The organism is Streptomyces sp. SID11385 (assembly GCF_010548245.1).
Taxonomy (GTDB): domain Bacteria; phylum Actinomycetota; class Actinomycetes; order Streptomycetales; family Streptomycetaceae; genus Streptomyces.
This window is the reverse complement of sequence record NZ_JAAGLR010000008.1, coordinates 1-6,654: the sequence shown is the minus strand read 5'-3', so window position 1 is coordinate 6,654 and position 6,654 is coordinate 1. Positions and strand designations below refer to the sequence as shown.

General features: G+C 73.7%; 6 protein-coding genes. 3 read left to right on the top strand and 3 right to left on the bottom strand.

Features of this window, described 5'->3' with window-relative positions; all coding sequences use genetic code 11:
- Positions 1 to 8: 8 nt before the first annotated feature.
- The 3 genes from G3I42_RS00660 to G3I42_RS00650 all read left to right on the top strand — a co-directional run bounded on the left by G3I42_RS00660 (position 9) and on the right by G3I42_RS00650 (position 3,701).
- A complete protein-coding gene (locus tag G3I42_RS00660) occupies positions 9 to 1,085 on the top strand; it encodes a protein phosphatase 2C domain-containing protein (protein ID WP_239096177.1) in 1,077 nt (358 codons plus the stop codon).
- A gap of 101 nt (positions 1,086 to 1,186) precedes the next feature.
- A complete protein-coding gene (locus tag G3I42_RS00655) occupies positions 1,187 to 2,932 on the top strand; it encodes a pyruvate dehydrogenase (RefSeq protein WP_164281905.1) in 1,746 nt (581 codons plus the stop codon).
- A 298-nt stretch (positions 2,933 to 3,230) separates the two neighbouring features.
- Positions 3,231 to 3,701, top strand: coding sequence for an ATP-binding protein (locus G3I42_RS00650; protein WP_164281904.1), 471 nt, complete (start codon positions 3,231 to 3,233; stop codon positions 3,699 to 3,701).
- Between the two features lie 165 nt (positions 3,702 to 3,866).
- Here the strand turns inward: G3I42_RS00650 and G3I42_RS00645 are convergent, their stop codons facing one another.
- The 3 genes from G3I42_RS00645 to G3I42_RS36785 form a co-directional block, all read right to left on the bottom strand.
- Positions 3,867 to 4,937 (bottom strand): DUF2637 domain-containing protein, encoded by a 1,071-nt coding sequence (locus G3I42_RS00645; protein ID WP_164281903.1) that lies wholly within the window; start codon positions 4,935 to 4,937, stop codon positions 3,867 to 3,869.
- A gap of 413 nt (positions 4,938 to 5,350) precedes the next feature.
- Positions 5,351 to 6,271 (bottom strand): (2Fe-2S)-binding protein, encoded by a 921-nt coding sequence (locus tag G3I42_RS00640; RefSeq protein WP_164281902.1) that lies wholly within the window; start codon positions 6,269 to 6,271, stop codon positions 5,351 to 5,353.
- Positions 6,272 to 6,367: 96 nt separating this feature from the next.
- A partial coding sequence (locus G3I42_RS36785) for a hypothetical protein (protein ID WP_203606176.1) occupies positions 6,368 to 6,654 on the bottom strand: 287 nt, incomplete at its 5' end.

Here is a 6,654-nt window from a genome sequence, read left to right as displayed (position 1 = left end):
CCCCCGCCATGGAGCGCGAAGCGACGACCGCGCCCGTCCCGCCGCCGTCTCCCCGCCCCGCTCCGGGCCCCCTCCCCGAGGGCCCCGTGCGGCCGGAACGCGGTGTCGGCCCGGCACCGAGCCCTGCCGCGCCGCCCCCCACGGCCGCCTCCGTGCCCTACGTCGGCGACCGGCCCCCCACCTACGAGGCCGAGCCCACCGCTCTCGCCGAGAGCGATCCCGGGGCGCTCGACGCGTACGTCCCCGACACCGTGCTCGAAGGGGGGCGGTTCGGAGGGAGCACCTTGCGGGCCGTCTCGCAGCGGGGGGACTCGGCGCGGTATCGCGGCGAGGCGCGCCGGGACGCGCTGCTCGTGGTGCGGTTCGGCGCGGGCGAGGAGGGGATCGTGCTCGTCGCGACGGCGACCGGCGCACGGACCACCCCCGAGGCGTACCGGGTCGCGGACGAAGCCATACGGTCGATCGCCGCCGCCGTGGGCCGCAGCCACCGCCGCCTCGCCGACGACATCCGCGCGGCCCGCCGCGGCGACCTGAAGTCCGGCCTGCACCGCCTCACCGACCGCACCCTCGGCCGCCTGCGCGCCGCCGCAGCCGAACGCGGGCTCGCGCCCGAGGAGCACACCGCGAGCCTGCGCTGCCTCCTCCTGCCCACCGACAGCCAGTGCCGCACGCGGGTCTTCTTCGGCGCGGGAGAGGGCGGGCTCTTCCGGCTGCGCGGCGGGGAACTGCGCGACATCGAGCCCGAGGTCCAGGCCGAGGGACAGTCCCGTTCCGGCCCCGAGGCCGGGGCGCTCACCCTCGATCCCGGCATCGGGCGGCCCCCGAGCCCGTACGCCCCCGCCGAGGAACCCCGCCGCGAACCCTTCCGCTTCCACGCCTCCATCGCCCGATCGGCCGATGTGCTGTTGCTGTGCGGTTCGGGGCTCGCCGAGCCGCTGCGCGGCAGCCCACCGCTCGCGAGCCGCCTCGCCGAGGAGTGGTCCGCGCCCGAACCGCCCGGGCTCGCGGCCTTCCTGGCCACGAGCCAGACCCGGGTCAAGGGCTACGCGGACGATCGCACCCTCGCCGCCGTCTGGGAAAGGTGAGCCCCGGCACCCGGGGGTTTGGCGGGCACGATCGCGGTCACTGTGACTTGATGGATTCGTGACGTCATGAATCCAGGGAGCACAGAAGGGGTGCGAGTGGCATGGCCAAGCAGAACGTAGCCGAGCAGTTCGTCGACGTCCTCGTCCGCGCGGGCGTCGAGCGGCTGTACGGCGTGGTCGGGGACAGCCTCAACCCCGTGGTCGACGCCATCCGCCGGAACTCGGCGATCGACTGGATCCACGTCCGCCACGAGGAGACCGCCGCCTTCGCCGCCGGTGCCGAGGCGCAGATCACCGGCAAGCTCGCCGCCTGCGCGGGCTCCTGCGGTCCCGGCAACCTGCACCTCATCAACGGCCTCTACGACGCGCACCGCTCGATGGCGCCCGTGCTCGCCCTCGCCTCGCACATCCCCTCCAGCGAGATCGGCCTCGGCTACTTCCAGGAGACGCACCCGGAGCGGCTGTTCACCGAGTGCAGCCACTACAGCGAGATGATCTCCAACGCGGCCCAGATGCCACGCGTCCTCCAGAGCGCGATCCAGCACGCGGTCGGACAGGGCGGCGTGGGCGTCGTCACCCTCCCGGGCGATGTCGCCTCGCACGACGCGCCGGAGCGGATCACCGAGCAGGCGATGATCACCGAGCAGCCCACGGCGCGCCCCGGTGACGACGAGATCGAGAAGCTCGCCGCGCTCATCGACGGGGCGAACCGGGTCACGCTCTTCTGCGGCGCGGGCACGGCCGGCGCGCACGCCGAGGTCATGGAACTCGCGGCCAAGATCAAGGCCCCGGTCGGGCACGCGCTGCGCGGCAAGGAGTACATCCAGTACGACAACCCGTACGACGTCGGCATGAGCGGGCTGCTCGGCTACGGGGCCTGCTACGAGGCCACCAACGAGTGCGACCTGCTGATCCTGCTCGGCACGGACTTCCCGTACACGCCGTTCCTGCCCGACGAGGACGTCAAGATCGTCCAGGTCGACATCCGCCCCGAGCACCTCGGCCGCCGCTGCAAGCTCGACCTCGCGGTGTGGGGCGACGTGCGCGAGACGCTGCGCTGCCTGCTGCCGCGCGTCAAGCCGAAGGAGAACCGCCGCTTCCTCGACAAGATGCTCAAGAAGCACGCCGACGCGCTCGAAGGCGTCGTCAAGGCGTACACGCGCAAGGTCGAGAAGCACACCCCGATCCACCCCGAGTACGTCGCCTCCGTCCTCGACGAGATCGCCGCCGAGGACGCCGTCTTCACCGTCGACACCGGCATGTGCAACGTGTGGGCGGCCCGGTACATCACCCCCAACGGCCACCGCCGCATCATCGGCTCCTTCCGGCACGGCTCGATGGCCAACGCGCTGCCCCAGGCGATCGGCGCCCAGTTCACCGACCGGAACCGCCAGGTCGTCTCGATGTCGGGGGACGGCGGCTTCTCGATGCTCATGGGCGACTTCCTCACCCTCGTGCAGTACGACCTCCCGGTGAAGGTCGTCCTCTTCAACAACTCCTCGCTCGGGATGGTCGAGCTGGAGATGATGGTGGGCGGGCTGCCGTCCTTCGGGACGACCAACAAGAACCCGGACTTCGCCGCCGTCGCCCGCGCGGCCGGTGCCTACGGGGTACGGGTCGAGAAGCCCAAGCAACTGGAGGGCGCGCTGCGCGACGCCTTCGCGCACAAGGGCCCGGCCCTCGTCGACGTCGTCACCGACCCCAACGCCCTCTCCATCCCGCCGAAGATCAGCGCCGACATGGTCACCGGCTTCGCGCTCTCGGCGAGCAAGGTCGTCCTCGACGGCGGCGTGGGCCGCATGCTCCAGATGGCGCGCTCCAACCTCCGCAACGTGCCCAGGCCCTGAGCGGGCGGGCCGGAGGGCGGCACACGGGGGCGGGTGCGCGGTCCCGGCCACCGTGCGCGCCCCCGGCGCGCCGGCCCGGCGCGTGGTTTCGGCCGCGTGCGTCAGGGTTTCGTCGTGGGCACGCCGAAGAGGCGTCAGGTACGGACTAAGCGGGCATGGTCCTCGTATACACGTTCGTGACACGAAGGTGTGTGGCGAGAGTCGACAGCGTGGTCGAGGTGGTGTTCGCAGACCCGCGCCCGGCCGTGCCGGGGCGGGCCGACCGGCGGAGTGGTCCGTCACGGGGGTGGAGCCGTACATGGACGCGCACAGGACCGAACGACGGCGCGGCACGCCGGGCAGAGGCGCGAGCGCCCGGCGGATGCTGCCGCGCCGGCCGCCGCGCGGGCACCGGCTCACGAGGAAGCTCGCCCGCGCCGATCTGCGCGCGGTCGGCGAGGCGCGGCACGCGCTGCGCGAACTCCTCGACCGGCACGGCCAGGAGGCGTCCTGTGCCGACACCGCAGAGCTGCTCACGAGCGAACTCGTCACCAACGCCCTCGTGCACACCGCCGACGACGCGGTGCTCACGGCCGTCGTCCGGCGCGGCCGGCTCCGCGTCGAGGTGCGCGATCAGGCCAAGGGGGTGCCCCGGGCCCGTACCGCCGTCCCCGAGGAGCACACGGGCGGACGCGGGCTCGGCCTCGTCCAGAGCCTCGCGGACGCGTGGGGGGTGCGGGCGGTGGGCGCCGGGAAGGCGGTGTGGTTCGAGCTGGAGACGGGAGCCTGAGCCCCGGTACGGGCCTCGGGCACGGCGGCCCGGCTACGGCCTCGGGCACGGCGGCCCGGCACGGCTTCGGGCACGGCGGCCTCCGTGCGGGCCCCGGGTACGGCGCAGGGCGGTCCGTACCCGTGCGGGTGCGGACCGCCCCGTGCTTGACGGTGCGGGGAGCGCTCAGCCGAACTGCCGCTCCATCTCCTTCAGTTTGCGGTCCAGGTTGTCGAGACGGCGCAGCGCCTGGGTGTCGTCCTCGGCCGTCAGGTCGACAACGGCTCCTTTGGCAGGCTCCTCCGGGGAGGACGCCGCGTCAGTCTTCGTGGTGAGGGCCTGCAAGGAGGGGCGACCGGAAGGCAGTTGCTCGCTTTCCGGTATGGCGGGGTCCGCGTCGACCTGCCCCATGCCGGCGATGGCCTGCTGCACGTCGACCTGCCGGCCGCCGCCGCGCCCGCCCCAGCCACGCGTGCTGCGGCTGATCGCCTTGAGCTGAGCCTTCTTCAGGCGGGCCTGCTCGCGGTCGCGCTGACGGCCGACCTGCTTCTGGCGCTTGTCGTCCCGTACCTCCTCGACGGCCTCGTCGAGGCTGCGCACGTTCTCCAGGAGCATGAGCGACCAGGCGCCGAAGGTCTCGCGCGGGGCACGCAGCCAGCGCACGATGCGGATCTGCGGCAGCGGCCTCGGCACCAGGCCCTGCTCGCGCAGCGCGGCGCGACGGGTCTGCTTGAGGGCGCGGTCGAAGAGCACGGCGGCCGAGAGCGACATCCCGGAGAAGAACTGCGGGGCACCCGCGTGACCCGCGCCGCGCGGGGCGTGCACCCAGTTGAACCAGGCCGCCGCACCCGCGAAGGTCCACACGAGCAGGCGCGAACCGAGGGCCGCGTCCCCGTGGCTCGCCTCGCGCACGGCGAGGACCGAGCAGAACATCGCCGCCCCGTCCAGGCCGAAGGGCACCAGGTACTCCCAGCCTCCGGAGAGGTTGAGGTTCTGGCGGCCGAAGCCGACCAGGCCGTGGAAGGAGAGCGCCGCGGCGACGGCGGCGCAGCAGAAGAGGAGGACGTAGGAGGCGCTGCCGTAGACCGCTTCCTTGCGGCGCCGGCGCTCCTCGCTCCGTTCCCACGAGTCCTCGGCCGCCGCCGCCTTCGCCCCGGCCCGCCTGCCACGGGTGAGCACCGCAATCGCCGCCAGCATGCCCAGGAGCAGTACGGCGCCGGGTACGAGCCAGTCCAGCGATATGTCGGTCATTCTCATCAGGGGGGTCCCTTGCGTCGGGTAGGGCCTTTCGGGCGCCATCGTGGCGCATGCCGAAGGGCCGTCAGGTGGTTTCCGGGCAACTGGACGCCAATGGGGGGTACCGGGCACCGGATAGCGTCGACCTGCTCGAACTCTCGCGCGAAGACAGGGAGTTCCGTGCGAGACAGAATACTCGCAAGGGTGACTGGGCGTGAAACGGTTGCGGGTGGGAACGCCCGGCCCCGGTGGAGGCCGTGGGTGCCGTGTGCCGGAAGGTGCGGCAGGACGGAGCGCGGCTGGAAATCGCTGGTGTGGAGCGGACGTTGAGCGGGTACGGCAGCGGGGCGCGCCCAGGGGGCGGGGCTGGCGCGGGGTGCGTCGCGCCGATGCGAATGCGACGGGCGTGAACGGGCGGGCCGGCCCGTACTCGGTCAGGCGGCGGCCGGCTCCTCCGCCCGCGCGCCCTCGGCCGGGCCCGCTTCCGCCGCGAGGCGTTCGGCGCTCAGGCGCGCGACGCGCTCGGCGTCGCACAGGCGGGGGCAGGTGCCGCAGATCTCCTCGGTCCCCAGCGTGTACGACAGGCAGCAGCTCACCCGGTCCCTGGTGGGCAGCGCCTCGCCGCCGGGCCCGGTCAGCTCGCGGAAGCCCGGCGTGCCGACGTACGGCTTCGTCGTGCCGGGCAGCAGCGCCTCCAGCTCGGCGGTCGTGCGCGCCTCCTCGCCGAGCAGTTCCCCCATGTACGCGAGGCCCTCGACGATCTCGTCCGTGACCATGCCCCACAGCGCCCGGCCCCGGCGGCGCATGCGCGGGCCGATCCCTTCGAGCAGCGGCCCCAGGTGGGTGGCCACCGCCTCCCGCACCTCGGCGCGCAGCGCGTCCTCGTCCGGTACGACGACCGCGAGCGGGTGCCCGGCCTCGGGGTCGTCGGGCAGGCACGCGAAGGGCACGGAGCGGACCGTCATGCGGTAGCGCGGGCGGTCGAAGTACACATCGCCCGCGCCGTACCGCGGCACCCGGCGCACCAGGAGCCACGGCAGCGTGATGAGCAGGCACGCGGGCCACGCGTACCGGTGGAACCCGAAGCTCGCGACGACGTCGGGACGCGGCGTGCGCCCGTAGTCGCGCTCGATCTGCTCGTGGTCCCAGCGCAGGTACCCGTCCAGCTCCGCATCCGCGCGCGCGAGCCCGGCCGCGCTCACCCAGTCGCCCCCCGCGGGCGCCGGCTCGTCCGCCGCCAGCTCGGTCACCCGCAGCTCGGGGAAGACCTCCGCCATTCGCTCCCAGGCGGCGCCGACCGGCGAGGCCACCGGAACCGGCACCGGGAGGGCGGAGAGCTGGGGGGAGTGCAGCATGCGCGGACCACCGAATCGCACGTCGAAACAGCAGGATTTACAGGTAAGCCTTACCTTACCGGAAGTGATCGGGATGGGAACCGGGGGCCTCGCCCTCTATCGTGCTCGTGGCGCGCGAAGGCGGCACGCCCCGAGCACGCACACCCCAGCGGTACGGAGGAAGGCGAAGTGGAACGCGAACCGGCCCCCCGAGGCCCGCACCCGGCGGACCGGGCCGAGGACCGCGTACCCGCGCCCCGCCGTCCGGGTGAAGACGGGGACGGTGAGGCGCGTCGGCGTGGCGCCGCGTGGGGGAGCGGTACGGGCGTGCGACCGGGCGGCCCGGCGGGTGCCCCCGGCCCCGCGCACCCCGCCGACCTCGCGCCCGGGTCCGCGCGGGAGCA